The sequence below is a fragment of the Shewanella sp. LC6 genome (genome assembly GCF_006385735.2).
GTDB lineage: Bacteria > Pseudomonadota > Gammaproteobacteria > Enterobacterales > Shewanellaceae > Shewanella > Shewanella xiamenensis.
On the sequence record NZ_CP043902.1, the window covers coordinates 2871656 to 2892164 of the forward strand.

A 20509-nucleotide genomic window follows, 5' to 3' on the forward strand; every position below is an offset into this window, starting at 1 on the left:
ATGGATATTTTGACTTGGGCAGCGTTATCCGTCGATGAACAAAAAGCCGCGCTCCAACGCTCACCTTTAATTGGTGACAGCGGCTTAGAACAAAGTGTTCGGGCCATTGTTGATGCCGTAGCTAGCCGTGGCGATGCGGCGCTAAAAGAGTTTAATCAAAAGTTTGATGGCTTTAATAGTGCCAATATCGACAGTCTGCGTTTAAGTGAAAGCGAGATTAGCGCCGCCAGCGCACGAGTCTCGACCGAACTTAAAGCCGCCATTGCCCAAGCGATGGCCAATATTGATGTGTTCCACAGCGCGCAGCAATTTCGCCCCATCGACATTGAAACCCAAGCAGGGGTTCGCTGCGAGCTTCGTAGCGAACCGATTGAAAAAGTCGGTTTATATATTCCCGGTGGCAGCGCCCCATTAATCTCAACCGTACTGATGTTGGCCCTGCCTGCCAAAATTGCTGGCTGCGAAAAACGCGTATTGGTGAGTCCGCCGCCGATTAACGATGCAATTGTGTATGCGGCAAACGCCTGTGGGATCACCGAAATCTATCAAGTGGGCGGCGCGCAGGCCATTGCCGCACTGGCCTTTGGCACTGAAACGATTCCCAGCGTCGATAAGATTTTTGGCCCAGGCAATCGTTATGTCACCGAAGCCAAGCGCTTAGTCTCGCAGGACGGTCGCTGCACTGTGTCTATTGATATGCCCGCAGGCCCTTCTGAGGTATTAGTGATTGCCGATAGCGATGCCAATGCGCAGTTTATTGCCGCAGATTTACTCTCGCAAGCAGAGCACGGCCCAGATTCACAGGTCATTTTAGTCACGGATTCTGAGCCATTAGCACAAGCTATCAATCAAGCACTCGAGTCACAACTGGCCGCTCTACCACGCCAAGAGATTGCCGCAACCGCCCTAAACAGTAGCCGCACCATTTTAGTCAAAGATATGCAGGAAGCAGCACAGGTATCGAATAGTTACGGGCCTGAACACTTAATTATTCAAACCCGCTTCCCACGGGACGTACTCAAGCATATTCGTGCCGCAGGCTCAGTGTTTTTAGGCGCCTATACACCTGAATCGGTTGGAGATTATGCCAGTGGCACTAACCATGTATTGCCGACTTACGGTTACAGCCGCGCGGTATCGAGCCTCTCCTTGGCCGACTTTAGCCGCCGCTTTACGGTGCAAGAACTCAGTGCCAAGGGCCTACTCGGACTCGGGCAAGCGGTAATGACCCTTGCCAGTAATGAGTTACTCGATGCCCATAAAAATGCGGTCGCGATACGCTTAGCCAGTCTTAAGGACTGATAGTAGCAAGACGAAATAACAGTACGCTTCAGCGTTAATGAAAGCCGTAGCAAGACTTAGGATGATATAGGATGAGCCAAGTGCCAATTAGCCAAGCACCAACGAGCAATGTGCCAGTAACAAAGGTTCCGAGCGCCAATAGCGCCAGCAATACTCTCGATAACAATACTCTCGATAACACAAGCATCGAGCCAACAACCCTTGCCGCACGTCTTGCACGGCCCGAACTGCTCGAGTTAACGCCTTACCAAAGTGCTCGCAGGCTGGGTGGTCGTGGGGATATTTGGATCAACGCTAACGAATCGCCCTTTAATAATGTGGCCGTCGGCGAGCTCGATTTAACTAAGTTAAATCGTTATCCTGAGTGCCAACCGCCCGCGTTAATCAATGCCTACAGCCAATACAGCGGTGTAGCGGAGAGCAAAATTGTCGCCAGTCGCGGCGCCGATGAGGCCATCGAGCTACTTATTCGTGCCTTTTGTGTCCCAGGCATAGATTCCATTGCGACCTTTGGGCCCACTTATGGCATGTACGCCATTAGCGCGCAAACCTTTAATGTAGGCGTTAAGGCGTTAAGCTTAACGGCTGAATACGGTCTCCCATCCGACTTTGCAACGGCCACGCGCGGCGCTAAGTTAGTGTTTATCTGCAATCCCAATAACCCAACTGGCACTGTGATTGACAAGGCGCGCATAGAGCAAGCCATCCAAGCCCTGCCCGATGCCATTGTTGTCGTCGATGAGGCTTATATCGAGTTTTGCCCAGAATATAGCGTGGCGGATTTACTTGAGACTTACCCAAATCTCGTTGTACTGCGCACCCTCTCAAAAGCCTTTGCCTTAGCAGGCGCGCGCTGCGGCTTTTTACTGGCCAATGAAGAAATTATCGAAATCATCATGCGAGTGATTGCGCCCTATCCCGTGCCACTTCCCGTGAGTGAAGTGGCCGTGCAAGCGCTGTCAGCGGCTGGGATTGCGCGGATGAAAACCCAAGTCAAAGCGCTCAATACTCAGGGAGAGCGACTCGCGGCGGCGCTGAATTTGTACTGCGAGCAATGGGGCGGCGCCGTGCTAAAACCCAATGGCAACTATGTCTTAGCCGAGTTTGACGACGTAGCAACAGTGGCACAACTGCTTATCGACAATGGCATTGTCGCGCGGGCCTATAAGGACCCAAGGCTAGCTAAAGCCATTCGTTTTAGCTTTAGCTCTCAGTCTGACACCGACCGCTTAGTGTCGCTCTTTGAATCGCAAAAGCTGTGAGCATTTAGCGCAAGTATTAACGCAGCATTGGCCTAATAGACTGATTTTTATAAAGATAACAAACTGAATTGAAAGGTAGCAGCATGAACCCAGTATTTACCCCAAATGTCGCCCAGAAAATACTCTTTATCGACCGCGATGGCACCTTGATTGAAGAGCCCATCACCGACAAACAGGTCGATAGCCTTGCTAAACTAGTATTCGAGCCCCAAGTGATCCCCGCCTTACTGCGCCTCCAAAAAGCTGGCTTTAGGCTGGTGATGGTCAGCAATCAGGATGGACTCGGCACCCCTTCCTTCCCGCAGGAAGATTTCGATGCGCCGCACAATATGATGATGCAAATCCTCTCCAGCCAAGGGGTTAAGTTTGAAGATGTGCTCATCTGCCCACACTTTAACGATGAGAATTGTAGTTGCCGTAAACCCAAGCTGGGACTGGTGAAAGACTTTTTGACCCAAGGCTGTATCGATTTTACCCAGTCCGCGGTGATTGGTGACAGACACACAGATGTGGAACTGGGCAATGCTATGGGGATTAACAGCTTTCAATATCAACGTGGCAGCCTAGGCTGGGACGCGATTGCCGATGCCTTACTCAACAAGGGCCGCACCGCAACTGTGGTACGCACCACCAAGGAAACCGATATTCGCGTGACAGTCGATCTCGACAATGCCAGCAAAGGCGCCATCAACACTGGCATTGGTTTCTTCGACCATATGCTGGATCAAATCGCCACCCACGGGAATTTCAAAATGGAGGTGAATGTCGATGGCGATCTTGAGATAGACGATCACCACAGCGTTGAAGACACAGCATTGGCAATTGGAGATGCGCTGCGCCAAGCGCTGGGCGATAAACGCGGTATCGCCCGTTTTGGTTTTAGCTTGCCGATGGATGAAGCCAAGGGCGAATGCTTACTGGATCTTTCCGGCAGGCCTTTTATTAAATTCTCCGCCCAATTTGAACGGGAAAAAGTCGGTGAAATGGCGACTGAAATGGTACCGCACTTTTTTCGCTCCTTTGCCGATGGCCTACGTTGCACCCTGCATGTGGCCGCCGAAGGAGACAACGACCACCACAAGGTCGAAGCGCTCTTTAAAGTACTTGGCCGCGCACTACGTCAAGCAGTAAAAGTCGAAGGGGATGTATTGCCCTCGAGTAAAGGTGTGCTCTAACGACTGGTAGCAAGTAACACAAAGCGTGATGATTTTAACGAGGGGCAGTTTAGGAAATGCGGCGACAAGCCACTTCCCCACTGACCCATCAATAGGAAAACCCAATGTCAGCAAACATAGATGAATTTGATGTTGTCATCATAGACACAGGTTGCGCCAACTTAAGCTCAGTCCGTTTCGCCTTTGAGCGCCTCGGCGCTAAGGTGTTAGTCACCGATGACAAAGCCAGCATTAAAGCCGCTAAACGGGTGGTACTGCCAGGTGTTGGCAGCGCTGGCGCCGCAATGGCTTCATTAACTGAAAAAGCCTTAGTCGAATTAATCCAAGGGTTAACTCAACCCGTGCTGGGGGTCTGCTTAGGGATGCAAATGCTCACCCTGCTCTCTAAAGAACGCGGCGGCCAAGCGCTGGATTGCCAATGCCTAGGCATTATTCCAACCGAGATTGACGAGCTAGACCGTCAAGCACTTAAGGCCGAAGGTTTACCTCTGCCGCACATGGGCTGGAACCAACTGACCTTTAGCAATCCGTCTCAGGTTCACCCGCTGTTTGCCGGTGTTCCGGCCAGCAGTTACGTGTATTTTGTTCACAGCTACCGCGCGCCATTAAGCGACTACACCTTGGCACAATGCCGTTATGGTGAGGACTTTAGCGCCGCCATCGGTAAAGACAACTTTATGGGCGTGCAATTTCACCCCGAGAAGAGCGCCGCCGTGGGTGCACAAATCCTAGGTAACTTTTTAAAAATGCAGTAAATGCAATCGCTTATTGTGTTTGGGATGAACCAGCATTTTTCAGCCACAACATTCAGCAATAAAGCGCGGTAGCAAATGCACCAAAAGAATTTAAGGACAACAGATGATCATTCCAGCAATTGATTTAATTGATGGCAAAGTAGTAAGGCTCTACCAAGGGGATTATGGGCAGCAGACCACCTTCGATTTAAGCCCGCTAGCCCAGTTGCAATCCTACCAAGCCCAAGGCGCAAGCTGGCTGCATATCGTGGATTTAACCGGCGCCAAAGATCCTGCTAAACGCCAAACAGCTTTGATTGCTGAGCTGACTGCGGGGCTTAACGCCAATATTCAAGTGGGCGGCGGGATCCGCACTGAAGAGCAAGTCGCCGAGTTATTATCCCTTGGGGTTAAACGTGTGGTCATAGGCTCGCTCGCCGTCAAAGAGCCTGAGCTAGTCAAAGGCTGGTTTAACAAGTTTGGCAGCGAGGCAATTTGCCTGGCACTGGATGTGAATATCAATCAGAACGGCGAGAAAATCGTCGCGGTTTCTGGCTGGCAAAGCGGTGGCGGTAAGAGTCTAGAATCTATCGTCGAAGACTTTAGCCAAGTGGGGCTTAAACATGCATTGGTGACAGACATCAGCCGCGATGGCACCCTCACAGGCGCCAATACCGCACTCTACCGCGAGCTATCCAGCCACTATCCCCATATCGCGTGGCAAGCCTCGGGTGGCATTGCCACCCTTGAGGATGTTGCCGCCGTCAGAGACAGTGGCGCAGCGGGCATCATTATCGGTAAAGCTTTACTTATCAATCAGTTTAATGTGGCGGAGGCAATCCAATGCTGGCCAAACGAATAGTCCCCTGTTTAGATGTGAAAGATGGCTGCGTGGTCAAGGGCGTACAGTTTCGCAACCATGAAATTGTTGGAGACATAGTGCCACTCGCGGCGCGTTACGCCGCTGAGGGCGCCGACGAACTGGTGTTTTACGATATCACCGCCAGTGCCCACGACCGTGTAGTCGATAAGTCTTGGGTGAGCCGAGTGGCGGAGCAAATCGATATCCCCTTTTGCGTCGCCGGCGGCATTAAAACCATCAGTCAGGCCCGTGAGTTACTGGCCTTTGGCGCGGATAAAATTTCGGTCAACTCACCTGCCCTTAGCGATCCGAGTTTAATCTCACGCCTACAGGATGAATTTGGCCGTCAATGTATCGTGATCGGCATAGACTCTTTTTATGATGCGGCAAGCGACAGTTATAAAGTGAAGCAATTCACTGGTGATGAAGCCGCCACCAAAGAAACCGCTTGGTACACCCAAGACTGGGTTGAGGAAGTACAACAACGCGGCTGCGGCGAAATCGTGCTCAACGTGATGAACCAAGATGGTGTGCGCGGTGGCTATGATATCAAACAGTTAAACCTAGTACGCCAACTGTGCGACGTGCCCTTAATCGCCTCGGGCGGCGCTGGCACTATGGCGCATTTTCGCGATGTGTTTATCGATGCGAAGGTGGATGCGGCGCTGGCGGCCAGCGTGTTCCATAAAGCCATAATCAATATCGGCGAGTTAAAACAGTATTTAGCGGCCGAAGGCATCGCGATTAGACGCCAGAGCGGTTCTAGGTTCTAGGTTCTAGGTTCTAGGTTCTAGGTTCTAGGTTCTAGGTTCTAGGTTCTAGGTTCTAGGTTCTAGGTTCTAGGTTCTACAAATAGATTAAGAGTGAATACTATGTCAACGCAAACAAACACTAAGTCAGATTTGAGCGAGCTGGATTGGGACAAACAGGATGGGCTTATCCCTGCTGTTATCCAAAACCACTTATCAGGCAAGGTATTAATGCTCGGGTATATGGATAAAGCCGCGCTAGAACAAACTCTGGCAACCGGTGATGTGACGTTTTTTAGCCGCTCTAAACAACGTTTATGGACCAAGGGCGAAACCTCGGGCCATACCCTAAAATTGGTCGCCATCGATAAAGACTGTGATAACGACAGCCTGTTGGTGCAGGTGTTGCCCAATGGTCCAACCTGCCATAAAGGCACCGAAAGCTGCTGGCTCGATGGCCAAGCTCACCCGTTTTTAAACAATCTGGCCGAACTTATCACATCACGTAAAGGGCAAAGTCCAGAATCGAGCTACACCGCCTCCTTATTTACGCGCGGCACCAAACGCATCGCCCAAAAAGTCGGTGAAGAAGGATTAGAAACCGCCTTGGCCGCTGCGACTCACGATAAAGAAGAGCTGATTAATGAGGCATCAGATCTCATGTACCACTTATTAGTGCTGCTTGAAGATCAACAACTGAGCTTAAGTGATATCACGGCTAATCTACTCGCTCGCCATCAAAAAGCACTGCGAAAATAAGCTAAAAACTAAGCACTACTGCACCAGTATCTGCCGCAAGCCTTTTTGGTCTGCGGCAGACAACCTTCTATTTACGCAGTGTTAGCCAACACCACATCCCACCCTCTATCATGCGCCTTAAAACCCTTCCCCCAAAATAGTGAATCCTAAAACCGCACAGTTTCTCATCAGCCATCACACCGTAATTGACAAAAAATCAGCAAAATACTGTTGTAATGGTTGACAAGTACATCTTAACTGCCTATCGTAGCCAGCGTACTCGATACCTGCATCGAGGCGTTGACTCAACTTATTAACATTTAAGACAAATTTTAAAAACAGGCCGAATTGCCTTCGTTATGTGATGTGACCAAGCAATTAGATGTGATTAAGTCATTAGATGTAATTTAAGTGTCGAATTAACCCCAATCAAAGGCGCGTTTTATGTGTATTACAACAGCTTATTATCCCTATCTGTAGCCGCAATGGCATAGATAGGCACACTCGCCTGACCTTCCATTGTGGCCATATCCCCAACGATCCGCAGATTGCGCCACGATCCCAATGCTTTGTACTCACACAAGTACTACTCTCAGCCGCCGTATCGCGCCGCCATTCTGCTTAAGCCTTTATCTCTTTTAACTGAGATATTCGAGCCATTCATTAAGACGTTTGAGCGTAAGTTATGACACAAAATAAATTTTTCGGCAGTTTACTGCTGATCGCAGGCACCACCATTGGCGCGGGCATGCTCGCACTCCCCATCGCCTCAGCAGGACTCGGCTTTGGTGTATCGAGCATGATTATGCTGATCCTCTGGGCATTGATGGCCTACACCGCCCTACTTATGGTCGAAATCCACCAATTTGCCCCGAGCGATGCGAGCCTCAACCAATTAGCCCGCACGCTTTTGGGCGCTAAGGGCCAAGTGGTTGCCAGTATCGCGTTAATGTTTTTACTCTACGCCCTGTGCGCCGCCTATATCGCGGGTGGCGGCGAGCAAGTCAATCAAAAGCTCAATGCTTGGTTAAGGTTAGATCTGCCGCCACAGGCGGGCGCAATCTTATTTACCCTCTTGGTTGGTACGATTGTGGGTTTAGGCACCCACTGCGTCGATTTAATTAACCGCCTGCTCTTTAGCTTAAAAATCATTGCGTTGATCTTGATGCTGGCGTTATTACTGCCGCAGGTGGAAGGCACACATTTACTCGAATTGCCGCTGGAGCAAGGGCTTATTGTGTCGGCCATCCCAGTGATTTTTACCTCGTTTGGTTTTCATGGTTCGATTCCATCCGTGGTGCGCTACTTAGGCGTTGAGGTTAACAGCCTGCGTAAAATCATGTTTCTCGGCTCGGCATTACCACTGCTGATTTACCTGCTGTGGCAATTGGGCAGCCAAGGTGTGCTCAGCCAAAGCCAACTGATGACCAATCAGAGTCTTTCAGGCTTTATCAATCAGTTAGCCAGCGTTCTGCACAGCCAATACTTAAGTTCTGCCATCAGTGTATTTGCCGATCTGGCGCTGGCAACCTCCTTTTTAGGGGTGAGCCTAGGTCTGTTTGACTTTATGGCGGCTAACTTAAGGCAGCAGGATAATGCCGCGGGTCGCAGTATCACCGCCGCCATTACCTTCGTGCCTCCTCTAGGTTTTGCCCTCTTTTACCCGCAGGGATTTATAACCGCCCTCGGTTATGCGGCGATCGCCCTTGTGATCCTCGCGATTTTTTTACCCGTGACCATGGTGTGGGTACAAAGACAAACGCGCGATAAGGCAAACCTGCCTCAGGGTTACCGTGTCGCGGGAGGGAAGCTCGGTTTATTGTTAGCTATAGTCTGCGGAGTGGCCGTGATTGGCGCTCAGCTCTTAGGATAAGCTGCGCGGATAAACAATCGCGATAACGCTATTTTACTTTAAGCCGTATAAGTGCCTGTAAAATCAAGATGAATAATGACAGGCACTCAATCTAGCTTCGCGCAAATTTGCCAAGTTCTTTATTAGTCAGCCAGCGGCTTGAGTGTTAAACTGCCGCTAATCCCGCTTGCCGCTGAGCATCGGCAGCCCAAATCGCCTCGCGCTCCCACGGGGAACCGTGCCCAGGCGCTGATGATAAGGATGATATTCGACTCACATGGTTAAAACGCCAATACCACTAAAAAAGGCTAGCGCCGAACACGCACCGCAGGCGAGCTCGGCTGCTACGTCACATTCCCAAGCGGTAGAAACTGGCGCGTCTAAGCGCAAAACAACAATCAAAAAGCGCGTCAAGCAAAGCCTTATCGTCACCACAGTGGCAGGTATGTTAGTGGGTATTGCGCTTACTGTATGGATTGTCAATAGTGAGACCGAAACCCTTATTCTGCGTGCCGCCAATTATGCCTTAAGCGGCATGGACAGTGAGCTAACCGATATTCGCTTAGGAAAAATGGGCTTAGCACATTGGCAAGTCAGTTCAGCCAACCTGCGCGTGCATGACTCGCACTTAGTGGTAAAAAATCTGGATATTCAACTGGCATTAAGCTGGCCCCAAAGTATTGCAGAACTACTCCAGTTGGCTCAGCTTGATGTCTTGAGCCAAAAAATCAAACGCATTAGTACAGGTGAGATTGAAGTGGAGCTCGGTCAATCACTCTTTGAGCGAAGCCCCAATATTGCCGATGAACAAACGCCCGCAATAGCGCTAAATATCAACTCATTACCCTTAATTGAGATAGGTAAAACCACACTGAAGCTAAAGGCACAAGCCAATCACAGCGCCTATCAACTGGTGATGGAAAAACTTAGCCTTAATCATTATGGACAATTAACCACCGCCTTTAGCCATGAAGACGAGCCGCTTATCAGCTTAGCTGCAACACTCGGCAGCGATGAATGGACGTTAAAAAGTGAACTGAACATAGCGCCGCTGCTGGAGAGCCTGCATCAAATTAGCCTGCGCCAAACGCCAACCAGTATTCTTAGCCAATTGATACAATGGGATCAACAATGGCAAGCGCTTGGCATGACACTGAGTGGTCAGTTAGTCTCGCAAAGTACTTTCAAGCTCACGACGGGCGATATAAAGAGTGAGCATCAGTTTATCCAGCCGAGTGTCACTTTGGCGCATTTTGCAGACTTCACCTTAGCACCACAACCAACACTGGCGTTTAATCTCAGTGGTCCATTAGCAGCACTCAATCTAACACTCGAGCCTTTTAGCCTTGCGTTAACGCCCAATGCCGCGCAACAAGCGCTGTTATTAGATGCCCTAAATCACTCTTTGCAGTTAAATGATACTGACTATCAAGCGCTTAACACTTTACTCTCAGGGCTTAAAAGCACCCAGTCCCCGATTGGACTGGTATTCTTGATGACTGAGCCGCTGCATTATGCATTAGCAAAATCATATGAGCCGTTAACCTTACCCGCGGTGGAATTATCCACCTTAGGCAGTAAACTCGAGACGCACATTCGCCTAACAAACACTCGCTTAAATAACAAGTACTTAACCAAAGAGTCGGATACATGGATGTTGCAAACGCAGTGGCACATCGCGCTTAAACAAAATACTCCGCTCAACTTACGTGACCTTGACTTACACAAGCGCTGGCAAGATGCACCTCAAGCGTTAAATTGGGGCTCTGGCGCTTTGCAAACTGCCGGAACGATGGATCTTAAACAGTCAGTCCAAGGCATCGATTGGCAACTTAAAACAGCGCCCTTCTCTACTGAGTCAACGGATACACTGCAATTAACACTTAGGGATATTCAGCTAGATAAGGCAACACGAGCATCTGTTACCCAAAATAAACAAACCCAGTTGGGCTTAGGCAATATTGAGCTAAATGCCATGGCTCCACTCACATTTAGCTCAACATCATTTTCAGCACCGGATGCGACTACCGCGGTGGGGAGTCAATTTGCGCTTAACTTACCTCCAATGTCACTCACGCTGGCACAACTGCGTTTTAGCCAAGCGGTAGAAACACTTGCAATAGACAATACCCATGCACAACACCAAACGCAGGCCTTAATTAACAGCACAAAAACCAGTCTGAGTAGCCGCAGCGATATAACAGTGCAGGATTTTTCCCTTGGATTATCACAGGGCGTGGCAGTGAATTTTTCGAGCCAAAATCCTTTTTTAACAGCGATTCAATCGAGCCAAATCAAAAATACACTCCACTGGCAAGCCAAACAGTTATCAATTGAAAAGCTGCTCTCGGCGAAGGGACGTACACGTAAACAAACTGTGCTTAAGCTGGATAACTTAGCCCTAGTGCAAGATTTACATTGGAAAAATAACACGCTTATCGGCAATGAACAGTGGCAAGTCGGCAATGTTCAACTTCAAAGCCATCATCAATTGCAGTTCGCCAATGCAAACTTGCCGCTGCTGTTAACTGGCCAGTGGGTTGCCGATACCAGCATGACAGAGGCACTATCTTTGCTTAATCAAACCCAGCCGTTACCCACTGAGTTTAATATGACCGGGCATAACCAATTACAGGCACAATTTAAACTGACACATCAGCCCGAACAAACCCAATTTGCGATGCAAATTACCCAATCGATGACCGAGCTGGAAGGTTTTTACAAAGACATTCTCTTCGAGGGCGGTAAATTACAGGCCCAATGCGAGTTCACTTGGGGACAATCCTATAAAACGCCGCAAGCATCAGGTGATTTCAGCAGTTTAAGTCGACTGAACTGCCCGCAGACCATGATAAACTTTAACTTGTTTGATCCCGGCTTCCCCTTGACCGATATCGAAGTAGAGGCCGATATTGTCCTAGGCAAAGATGCAGAGAAGCTTCCCGATAATTGGCTGCAACAACTCACGGGCTTAAGTGATACCGACGTGTCGATGACCGCCAAGGGTAAAGTATTGAACGGCCAATTTTTACTACCGGATTTTAATTTAAAACTACAGGATAAATCCCACGCTTACTTGTTATTGCAGGGCATGAATCTTGAAGAAGTACTGCGAATTCAACCCCAAATAGGCATCTATGCCGATGGCATATTCGATGGCGTGTTACCCGTGGACTTAGTCGATGGTAAAGTGTCGATCAGCGGCGGCCAATTAGCGGCCCGCGCGCCTGGCGGTTTAATTGCCATATCTGGCAATCCAGCGGTCGATCAAATGCGCCAATCACAACCCTATCTCGACTTTGTATTTTCGGCACTCGAACACTTAGAATACAGCCAGTTATCCAGTAGTTTCGATATGGATCAAACTGGCGATGCCAACCTATTAGTGGAAATCAAAGGTCGCAGCAAAGGGATTGAACGCCCTATCCACTTGAATTACTCTCATGAAGAGAACATGCTGCAATTATTCAGGAGCCTTCAGATTGGTAACGATCTGCAGGATAGAATCGAAAAATCCGTGAAGTAAAAGGAACCCTCAGTGAAGATCATTCAATTACAGCAAGTTAGTTTAGGTGCATTGCTGCTACTGGGCACATTGCAAGGCTGTGCGCCTACAGTAAAAATTGAGCCGCCGGATAAACCGATTGTGATTAATCTCAATGTGAAAATTGAACACGAGATAAAAATCAAAGTGGACAAGGAGCTAGACCAGCTTCTGTCAGATGATAAGTTGTTCTAATCGCAAAGAATTAAGGAATATACGATGAAATCAATGTCACTCAAGACCCTGCTACAAAAGCCAACATTACTCCTGTTGCTCGGACTGAGTTTATTCAGTTTAAACGCCCTTGCCATGTCATTGCAGGAAGCCAAATCCCAAGGTTACTTAGGTGAGCAACTCAATGGCTATTTAGGTCTAGTGCAAAATAATAGCGATGCCAAAGCCGTGATGGATGAAGTCAACAACAAGCGCCGCGCTCACTACGAAACCATCGCCAAAAAGAATAATATTTCAGCCGCAGATGTCGCCAAATTAGCTGGTGAAAAAGCCATCGCGGCTACAGACAAAGGCAACTATGTGCAAAATGCTCAAGGCAAATGGGTTAAGAAATAGCCTGTTTTAATGACAATTGAGCACCGACTAAGCCCATCGAAGAACGCCTGCAATTACAGGCGTTTTGTTTATCGAGATCGACCGCCACGTGCATGGTAATCCTCCTGATGGCTTTGCTCCCTCAAACTAACAGTACAGGTGTTATTTTCTGCTCTTTTTCTTGACGTAACAAAGCTATAGCTGACTCAAACTCCACAATCACACCACCCGCAGTTGTTTTAGCTTCATAGGCATCCTTAGTCCCTAGACTTCGTTTTAGCTCTACTTTGCCATCAAGGAACGGACGTAAATGCACTGAAATTTCCTTACGGATTTTCCAGATCCCAGACTTTAGATCGTGGTATGGTTGAGTCATAAATGCCATCGTTTTGTACCACCCTTTTGTACCACCTTAAGGTGCCAAAGGTTGGTGAGCCATTGGATTTAGCAACTATAATTCATAGGTTATGATAGAAAAGAAAAACCCGACCATGTGATCGGGTTCTTAGAATGTGGCGGTGAGAGAGGGAGTCGAACCCTCGATACGTTTCCGTATACACACTTTCCAGGCGTGCTCCTTCGGCCACTCGGACATCTCACCAGATTGTTGTCATTAGCTTTTACGTATCAATGAACACGGTTAATCGAGTTGAATAGTGCTTAACGTGTAAGCTTTCATCGTTAACGGAGCGGTACTGTACGCAAAAGCCTTTGTATGGTCAAGTAAAAAAGAATCGATTTCAGGCGGTTGCACAATTGCTAGACAAACCGCCCTCGTTCAAGGCGCTAAAATTAACCAATGCACTATTTTACTGTAAATTTATGGACTTCTTTAGACATGAGTTCGGAGTCATAGGTCAATGCTTTAGTCAATTCCCTTAGCTCATCGGAGATACGTTGAGTGTTTAAGTAAATATCGCTGATCTTTAACGCATTACGATTTACATCTTCAGACACTGCGGATTGTTCATGGGTGGCTGTCGCAATTTGCTCATTCATGCGGTTAATGATATCGACTTGTTCAACAATACGTTTAAGTTCGATACCTGCTTGCTCCGCTTCTTGGACGCTGGTATTGGCCTGTGCTAATCCGCGATTCATGGCTTTTACCGCTAAATTAGCGCTGGACTTTAATCTGTCAGTCATATTCTTGATGTCAGACGTCGATGTCTGCGAACGCTGCGCTAAGCTTCTGACCTCATCGGCTACCACTGCAAAACCCCTACCCATCTCACCAGCTCTGGCGGCCTCAATTGCGGCGTTAAGTGCTAACAGATTAGTTTGTTCTGCAATGCTGTTAATTACATCTAATACCACCACAATACCGTGAATTTCTCTATCGAGTTCATTGATGGCTTGTGAGGCACCATTAATATCATCCGCGAGTGCTTTTATTGCTTTGCTGGTTCTGCCAACTTCAAGGTTACCGGTTTTGGCCTCTTGGTTAGCCGAATTTGATGCTTCTGATGCCTGTACTGCATTACTCGCAATTTCGGCAACGGTCGCACTCATTTCGGTCATTGCCGATGCCACTTGCTCAGCCTCACTGTGGCCTGCCATCACATCTTGCTCCATGGCATGGGTGCAAACATCCATTTGTTCAACCGCCTGCTGTAATTTGCTAGCACTGGCACGCACTTGTAAGATAACGTTTTCAAAATCACTCATCATCTCGTTGAAAGCTAAGGCAAGTTCACCAAATTCATCTTGGCTGTTGTGGTTTAACCGAACACTGAGGTCGTAGTGTTTTCGTGCTTGTGTAACCGTAGAATAAAGATGATGAACACTCGTATGTAAATATCGGATCACCGATAAACTGAGCAAAAGTACAATGATCAGCACCAAGCTTAACGTCGCCAACACAAAAAACATTTGTTGATTGGCAGATGCAAGGCGTTCATGGGTGATATTCAAAAGATCAGCTGAAACTTGCTGCTCAAAATCCCGCAAGCTGTCAATCCGAGCTGAAGATTTAGCAAACCAGTCTTCTGGATTTTGTTGTTGAATTTTCTGGTTATCTTGGTCAAATGCAATTTGTCTTAGCGATTCAACGTCTTTGACTTCATTAGAATTTTGAATGCGGTTAATGGCATCAACCAAATTAGGTGTTGCCAATGCAATAAAACGCTCTAAATAGCTATTTTGCTCAGAAACTAGGGTAATAAACTTTGCGTAAACCTTAGGCTTAAACCCTGCTTGTCCAAATGTCGAACTTAATACTGCCCTCTCAATCCCTGCCCGTTCTTTCATTTGTAGGAAGGCACTAAATGCCGCCGCTTTGATGGCAATTTCTTGATTAGCCCCCGTTTTAGCGGTCTCATCAACAATCGCAAGTAGCTCTCGGTTGAGCGCCGTATAATAGGCTACTTCATCGGCAACACTGATTGACAGGCTATCAACCTGCGAGCGAATTGAAGCTAATTTACTGAGTTGAGTATTTAGATCGCGCAGTTTCGGCGCAAACACTGCGGGTAAATTGTGGTTTTCAATAAAAGATTGGAAATATTTGAGCTGAGTATCTGTCAATTGCCTTTGACTGCGTATTTTGCCTGCGAATGCCTTGCCCGCTGAGCCTATAAATCCGGCACTCATGCCCCGTTCTTTTTGCAACTCATGGACAAAGTTACTGTTTGCCACCGCCAATTCGCTTAGCTGCACGACGACTTTCAGCTCTTGACGATATTCATACTTTTCGATGAGAAATAGCGCGCCATATAAAAAACACGCAAATAAAGGGGGCAATACAACCATGAGTAATTTTTGCTTTAAGCTGAGGTTGCCAATCCATTGCCATTTCATAGGGATATCCTTAATCGACTTAGGGCTAAATTGTTAACCTATTATATAGCACAGGATGTTAATGATAACGATAGAATAACGCTAATTTAGAAAATACTAATTATTATAAAAACAAATGGTTGCGACAATACAAGGCTACAACGGCTTTTCGAGATAAGGCTATAAATAAGGCCAAGGGAGAAAATTTCGTGTGATAAAAACAAATGAAAACTGCAACCGCAACAGCGGGAGGAAATGGCCTCCCGCATTCCGATTTTTAGCTAAAAAGTTGTGGGAATAAGCCTTTAATCCCAGCGGCAATGACTTCGATACCAATCGAGAGCATTAATAATCCCATAAGACGGGTAATCACGTTAATTCCTGTTTTACCTAGAATTTTATAGATAATAGATGCCATTCGAAACAGGCCAAAACTCACCAAACCAAAAATAATCACGGTAATAAACATCGCAATAAAATTGGATAATGAATTATGCTCCGCGGCAAACACAATCACCGAGCTAATCGCCCCAGGACCAGCCATTAACGGCAAGGCTAACGGCACAACCGCCACGGACTCCATAGCCGAAGATTCGCGGTCTTCCTCTTGGTTACGTTTTACTTCGCCCAATTTACCCTGCAACATCGACATCGCAATAATCGCGATCAGCGTGCCGCCGGCAATCCTGAAAGCCGAAAGTGAAATGCTAAACATATTCAAAATATGTTGTCCCGCGACTATGGTCACCAACAGGATCACCACCACCGCAAAGTTAGCCACTTTACCCGTATGGTTACGCTCGGCTTCAGTTTGATGGCTGGTTAAGCTCACAAACACTGGCAACAAACCAATAGGGTTGATAATGGCAACCAGGCCAAGAAAAAATTTAACGTAAAGTGTTAACTCCAAGTGACTATCCTTATTGAGCGTGTCACGCCAATTTCATCAAACTAAACTTAAGGGCAAGTATAGTAGCTTAAGCACAGATGACTGAAAAATGAGATTTTTGAGGTTAAATCACAAGTTTGAGTAATATCTGTTTACTGTACTCGGCTTATTTTAGACAAAAAAGACACATAAGATCGCAACTGACGTATTTTTATTACATAAAAACCCTAAATTGACCGCAAGATCACACTTTAGCTTAGGCTTTAGGTGTAATTTTTCACCATAAAGAAGAGTTAGCGAATCGTGCATTCCCTAAATCTTTTTAGGAGTCTTAATCATGACAGTAACCAACACCCAAGAACTGGATCTCATGGTCGAGCGCGTCGCCAAAGCGCAAGCCGAATATGCCAGTTACAGTCAAGCCCAAGTCGATGCGATTTTCCGCGCCGCCGCACTCGCCGCCGCCGATGCACGCATATCACTTGCGAAAATGGCCGCCGCCGAAACCCGAATGGGGGTGATTGAAGACAAAGTGATTAAAAACCACTTTGCCTCAGAGTACATTTATAACAAGTACAAGGATGAAAAAACCTGCGGAATTTTGTCCGAGGACCCCACCTTCGGCACCATCACTATCGCCGAGCCCGTGGGCATTATCTGTGGGATTGTCCCCACCACCAATCCCACCTCCACCGCCATTTTCAAAGCATTAATTAGTCTTAAAACCCGTAATGCGATTATTTTCTCCCCTCACCCAAGGGCAAAAGTCTCGACCACCACAGCGGCTAAACTGGTGTTAGATGCCGCCATTGCTGCAGGCGCGCCCAAGGACATTATCGGTTGGATTGATGAGCCCAGTGTGGCGCTCTCAAACCAGTTAATGACGCACCCCAAAGTGAATCTTATCCTCGCTACGGGCGGCCCTGGCATGGTGAAAGCCGCCTATTCTTCAGGCAAACCCGCCATTGGCGTAGGCGCAGGTAATACCCCAATTGTGATTGATGAAACCGCCGATATAAAACGTGCGGTTAGCTCGATTCTGATGTCTAAAACCTTCGATAACGGTGTGGTGTGTGCCTCAGAGCAAGCGGTGATTGTGGTCGATAGCATCTACGAGCAAGTCAAAGAGCGCTTTGCCACCCATGGTGGTTATCTCTTAAATGCGGCGCAAACCGCTGCGATGCAACAAGTCATTCTTAAAAATGGCGGCTTAAATGCCGATATCGTCGGCCAAAGCGCCGCGACCATAGCGCAAATGGCGGGCATTGATGTCCCCCACACCACTAAGGTCTTGATTGGTGAAGTCACCGATATCACTGAGGCAGAAGCCTTTGCCCACGAAAAACTCTCTCCTTTACTTGGCATGTACCGCGCAGCCGATTTTAATGACGCCGTCGATAAGGCTGAAGCTTTGGTCGCCTTAGGCGGGATTGGCCACACATCAGGCTTATATACCGACCAAGATACCCAAACCGAGCGGGTGAAAACCTTTGGTTTTAGAATGAAAACCGCGCGAATTCTAATCAACACTCCAGCCTCACAAGGCGGAATTGGCGACCTGTACAACTTTAAACTCGCCCCCTCACTCACCTTAGGTTGTGGCTCTTGGGGCGGAAACTCGATTTCCGAAAACGTCGGCCCAAGCCATTTAATCAATAAAAAAACCGTCGCTAAGAGGGCTGAAAACATGCTGTGGCACAAGCTTCCTTCGTCTATCTACTTCCGCCGCGGCAGCTTACCTATTGCGCTTGAAGAATTGAGTGATAAAAAACGCGCGCTGATAGTGACCGACAGATTCCTGTTTAACCAAGGTTATTGCGACGAAACCTTAAAGATTTTAAAAGCCCAAGGTCTTGAAACCGAAGTGTTTTACGAAGTGGAAGCCGACCCCACACTGGCCACAGTGCGCCAAGGTGCCAAAGTGGCCAATAGCTTTAAACCCGATGTGATTATTGCCTTAGGCGGTGGCTCGCCCATGGATGCAGCCAAGATTATTTGGGTGATGTACGAGCATCCCGATGTCGACTTTGCCGATTTAGCCCTGCGTTTTATGGATATCCGTAAACGTATCTATAAATTCCCTAAAATGGGCGTCAAAGCGACTATGGTGGCGATCCCGACCACTTCCGGCACTGGCTCTGAGGTCACACCTTTTGCCGTGGTGACCGATGAACAAACCGGTAAAAAATACCCCATCGCCGACTATCAACTCACCCCAAACATGGCGATTGTTGACCCAAATCTGGTGATGGATATGCCGAAATCCTTAACCGCTTTCGGCGGAATTGATGCGATCACCCACGCTCTCGAAGCCTATGTCAGTGTAATGGCGAATGAATACAGCGATGGTCAAGCTCTGCAAGCTCTTGACCTACTGTGCAAATATCTGCCCGATGCTTATCAGCTCGGCGCCGCATCCCCCATCGCCCGTGAAAAAGTCCACAATGGCGCGACTATAGCTGGTATCGCCTTTGCCAACGCTTTCCTTGGGATCTGTCACTCTATGGCCCATAAACTGGGCGCCGAGTTTCACTTAGCCCATGGGCTGGCCAATGCGCTACTCATTAGTAACGTGATCCGCTTTAATGCGACCGACTTACCCACTAAGCAAGCCGCATTCAGCCAATACGACAGACCCAAAGCCCTCTGTCGCTACGCGGCCATTGCCGATCATTTAGCCTTAGGTGGAAACTCAGATGCGGAAAAAGTCGAGAAATTGCTGGAAAAAATCGAGCAACTCAAGAAGACGCTGGGCATTCCAGCATCTATCCAAGAAGCGGGAGTCAACGAAGCCGACTTCCTCGCCAAAGTAGATATGATTGCCGAGGATGCCTTCGATGACCAATGTACTGGCGCTAACCCTCGTTATCCGCTAATTAGCGAGCTAAAACAGCTACTACTCGACAGCTACTATGGCCGTCCCTTCACCGAGCAATAGTGCTTAGTGGATATAGCGTTTAGGGAACAAGAAAAACGTTAAATGCAAAAGCCCTCGTTTGAGGGCTTTTATCGTTTTAACTTAAGCAAAATCAATTGATGACACAGTACACAACGTTACGATTGACTTGCTAGCTTGATATCAAATAAGTAACAAACTCAATTAATTCAGTGCTAACACATAGTCGATGGCACTGGTAATCGCCGCAACTTGAGCTAAATTGCACTCAGCAGGCGTGGCCGATGGGCTGTCGGGATACACTTCCGTGGTGGTGTTATAAATACACCCCGTCACACTGCTGCATAAACCTAGCGCTTTCAATGGGTAATTGATCACCCCGTGTTGTACTACTGTCGAGCCGATAATCTCGCCCTTGTCATCGGCAGGCGCGATGTGAGTCACTTTGCTCACGCCATCGATAATCGACTTTTGGAACGCATCCTGCGGATTTTCGGTATCGCCTACAGCATAAAAACCATCAGGTATAGTGCCAGGGATAAAGTCTTTGCCGTCACGCGCGGCCAAGGCTGGACGAAATTCATCCTCATCCGAGTCGGTGGTTTCATGTAAATCCACATGCACATCAAAACCTTGTGGAACGCTTGCCACCAGTGCCATCAGTGCTGCCGACTCTTCTGCTGGGCTATTAGCATAAAACGAGCGGTTTGGATCGATAGCTTTCGGGTTCCAGCGATTAATAGTCTCATAACCCCAAGGGCTTACACACACTGCCACCACTAAGTTTACCCGCTCAGCATAGTGAGCCGCGTTGTTAGCCAAAAAAGCCAAGGCGCCATGCACGCCACTGGTTTCGTAGCCGTGTACGCCCCCTGTGACTAATACCGTTATCTTTTTCGGATCAAAGCTTGCTGATTTGACCGCAAATAAAGGGTAACGCGCTGGATCAATCGATAAAGCGCCATATTGCACTACATTCAGCCCTAATGCGGCCAGTTGTGACTCTATCGCTTTTAGTGGCGTGACAACATTGTCTTGGTAAGAACGCTTAATTTGCGTGCTAGCAAACCATGCGGCCTTTTCGGCATCGCCCCATTTTTCACCGACTGTCCCGATTGGGTAAAAACTCACATTCGCCATAGGTTCTCTTCTTCTGATTTTATGTTTTGGTCTTATGGT

The 20509-nt window shown here is 47.9% G+C and carries 16 protein-coding genes and 1 tRNA gene; 12 read left to right on the forward strand and 5 right to left on the reverse strand.

The window, feature by feature from the left end; translation table 11 throughout:
• The 11 genes from hisD (at position 1) to FJD32_RS13030 (ending at position 12788) form a co-directional block, all read left to right on the forward strand.
• Positions 1 to 1302, forward strand: a complete 1302-nt coding sequence (gene hisD, locus FJD32_RS12980) for a histidinol dehydrogenase (protein ID WP_037427764.1) — start codon at positions 1 to 3, stop codon at positions 1300 to 1302.
• Positions 1303 to 1373: 71 nt separating this feature from the next.
• Entirely contained in the window at positions 1374 to 2564 is a 1191-nt protein-coding gene (hisC, locus tag FJD32_RS12985; RefSeq protein WP_140907080.1) for a histidinol-phosphate transaminase, read from the forward strand.
• 83 nt (positions 2565 to 2647) lie between these two features.
• On the forward strand, positions 2648 to 3739 hold the full coding sequence (gene hisB, locus FJD32_RS12990) for a bifunctional histidinol-phosphatase/imidazoleglycerol-phosphate dehydratase HisB (protein ID WP_140907081.1): 1092 nt from the start codon (positions 2648 to 2650) through the stop codon (positions 3737 to 3739).
• Between the two features lie 104 nt (positions 3740 to 3843).
• Positions 3844 to 4494: an imidazole glycerol phosphate synthase subunit HisH gene (hisH, locus tag FJD32_RS12995; RefSeq protein WP_023267314.1), complete on the forward strand. Its 651-nt coding sequence runs from the start codon at positions 3844 to 3846 to the stop codon at positions 4492 to 4494.
• Between the two features lie 103 nt (positions 4495 to 4597).
• A complete protein-coding gene (hisA, locus tag FJD32_RS13000; RefSeq protein WP_140907082.1) occupies positions 4598 to 5335 on the forward strand; it encodes a 1-(5-phosphoribosyl)-5-[(5-phosphoribosylamino)methylideneamino]imidazole-4-carboxamide isomerase in 738 nt (245 codons plus the stop codon).
• A complete protein-coding gene (hisF, locus tag FJD32_RS13005; RefSeq protein WP_140907083.1) occupies positions 5317 to 6108 on the forward strand; it encodes an imidazole glycerol phosphate synthase subunit HisF in 792 nt (263 codons plus the stop codon). The genes hisA and hisF overlap by 19 nt, the downstream gene beginning before the upstream one ends.
• Before the next feature lie 99 nt (positions 6109 to 6207).
• On the forward strand, positions 6208 to 6843 hold the full coding sequence (hisIE, locus tag FJD32_RS13010; protein WP_140907084.1) for a bifunctional phosphoribosyl-AMP cyclohydrolase/phosphoribosyl-ATP diphosphatase HisIE: 636 nt from the start codon (positions 6208 to 6210) through the stop codon (positions 6841 to 6843).
• A 664-nt stretch (positions 6844 to 7507) separates the two neighbouring features.
• Positions 7508 to 8695, forward strand: a complete 1188-nt coding sequence (locus tag FJD32_RS13015; RefSeq protein WP_140907085.1) for an aromatic amino acid transport family protein — start codon at positions 7508 to 7510, stop codon at positions 8693 to 8695.
• Positions 8696 to 8951: 256 nt separating this feature from the next.
• Entirely contained in the window at positions 8952 to 12200 is a 3249-nt protein-coding gene (locus tag FJD32_RS13020) for a YdbH domain-containing protein (RefSeq protein ID WP_140907086.1), read from the forward strand.
• A gap of 12 nt (positions 12201 to 12212) precedes the next feature.
• Positions 12213 to 12413: a YnbE family lipoprotein gene (locus FJD32_RS13025; protein WP_011072131.1), complete on the forward strand. Its 201-nt coding sequence runs from the start codon at positions 12213 to 12215 to the stop codon at positions 12411 to 12413.
• A 24-nt stretch (positions 12414 to 12437) separates the two neighbouring features.
• On the forward strand, positions 12438 to 12788 hold the full coding sequence (locus FJD32_RS13030) for a YdbL family protein (RefSeq protein ID WP_037417891.1): 351 nt from the start codon (positions 12438 to 12440) through the stop codon (positions 12786 to 12788).
• Positions 12789 to 12909: 121 nt separating this feature from the next.
• On the opposite strand, the gene FJD32_RS13035 is transcribed toward FJD32_RS13030, so the two are convergent.
• The 4 genes from FJD32_RS13035 to FJD32_RS13050 form a co-directional block, all read right to left on the reverse strand.
• A complete protein-coding gene (locus tag FJD32_RS13035) occupies positions 12910 to 13143 on the reverse strand; it encodes a DUF6538 domain-containing protein (protein ID WP_226871878.1) in 234 nt (77 codons plus the stop codon).
• Positions 13144 to 13280: 137 nt separating this feature from the next.
• Positions 13281 to 13368: transfer RNA gene (locus FJD32_RS13040), tRNA-Ser, on the reverse strand.
• Between the two features lie 203 nt (positions 13369 to 13571).
• Positions 13572 to 15566 (reverse strand): nitrate- and nitrite sensing domain-containing protein, encoded by a 1995-nt coding sequence (locus FJD32_RS13045; protein WP_088585696.1) that lies wholly within the window; start codon positions 15564 to 15566, stop codon positions 13572 to 13574.
• Between the two features lie 256 nt (positions 15567 to 15822).
• Positions 15823 to 16455: a YchE family NAAT transporter gene (locus tag FJD32_RS13050; RefSeq protein WP_011072194.1), complete on the reverse strand. Its 633-nt coding sequence runs from the start codon at positions 16453 to 16455 to the stop codon at positions 15823 to 15825.
• 316 nt (positions 16456 to 16771) lie between these two features.
• On the opposite strand from FJD32_RS13050, the gene adhE reads away from it, so the two are divergent.
• Positions 16772 to 19372 (forward strand): bifunctional acetaldehyde-CoA/alcohol dehydrogenase, encoded by a 2601-nt coding sequence (gene adhE, locus FJD32_RS13055; RefSeq protein WP_088585697.1) that lies wholly within the window; start codon positions 16772 to 16774, stop codon positions 19370 to 19372.
• Positions 19373 to 19534: 162 nt separating this feature from the next.
• Here the strand turns inward: adhE and FJD32_RS13060 are convergent, their stop codons facing one another.
• Positions 19535 to 20470: a M14 family metallocarboxypeptidase gene (locus FJD32_RS13060; RefSeq protein WP_037425214.1), complete on the reverse strand. Its 936-nt coding sequence runs from the start codon at positions 20468 to 20470 to the stop codon at positions 19535 to 19537.
• Positions 20471 to 20509 lie beyond the last annotated feature (39 nt).